At 41.9% G+C, this 1261-nt stretch carries 1 pseudogene; it reads left to right on the forward strand.

The features are described 5' to 3' along the window. Positions 1–1261: pseudogene (locus IEV36_RS18695) on the forward strand (YadA-like family protein); the annotation flags it as partial.

Below are 1261 nucleotides of genomic sequence, written 5' to 3' on the forward strand. Positions count from 1 at the left end.
TGATGGTGTAAATGGTAAAGATGCAGTCAATGTTGATCAGTTAACCAATGTTAAAGATGGTTTAGACGGCAAGATCACCGATACCAACAACAAGTTAGATGATGCTAAAAAAGACTTGGGTAACCAGATCACCAATACTAAAGATCAGTTAACCAATCAGATTACTGATACCAAGACTGAGTTAAACAACACGATCACGAACACCAAGACCGAGTTGGAAAACAAAGGCTTGAACTTTGCTGGTAATGCAGGTGCAGACGTACATCGTAAGTTGGGTGACAAGTTAAACATCGTAGGTGGAGCTGATGCTGCAACAGCAGAAGACAAGACCAGTGGTGAGAACGTGATCACACGTACCACAGAAGATGGCATAAAGATTGAATTGTTGAAAGATGCGAAGTTCGACAGCATCACGACTGGCGACAGTGTATTGAACAACAATGGCTTAACTATTAAAGATGGCCCAAGCATCACTAAAGATGGCATCAATGCAGGTAATAAAACGATTACCAACGTTGCTGATGGCGTAAATGGTAAAGATGCAGTCAATGTTGACCAGTTAACCAATGTTAAAGATGGTTTAGATGGCAAGATCACAGATACCAACAACAAGTTAGATGATGCGAAGAAAGACTTGGGTAACCAGATCACCAATACTAAAGATCAGTTAACCAATCAGATCACAGATACCAAGACTGAGTTAAACAACACGATCAACAACACCAAGACCGAGTTGGAAAACAAAGGCTTGAACTTTGCTGGTAATGCAGGTGCAGATGTTCATCGTAAGTTGGGTGACAAGTTAAATATCATCGGTGGAGCTGATGCTGCAACAGCAGAAGACAAGACCAGCGGTGAGAATGTGATCACACGTACGACTGAAGATGGTATCAAGATTGAATTGTTGAAAGATGCGAAGTTCGACAGCATCACGACTGGCGACAGCGTATTGAACAACAATGGCTTAACCATTAAAGATGGCCCAAGCATCACTAAAGATGGCATCAACGCGGGTAACAAGGTTATTACTAACGTTGCTGATGGTTCAATTGCCAATGGATCTAAAGATGCAGTGAATGGCGGTCAGGTGAAGAATATCTCTGACAGCATCAAGAACAGCATCGGTGGTAACACGACTGTTAATCCAGACGGTAGTATTACAACCAACAACATTGGTGGTACAGGCAAAAACAACATCAATGATGCGATCAAGTCAGTCGATGACAAAGTGACTAATGGTGTGAATGACCTGACCAATAAA

It is taken from the genome of Acinetobacter vivianii, assembly GCF_014635885.1.
Classification (GTDB): domain Bacteria; phylum Pseudomonadota; class Gammaproteobacteria; order Pseudomonadales; family Moraxellaceae; genus Acinetobacter; species Acinetobacter vivianii.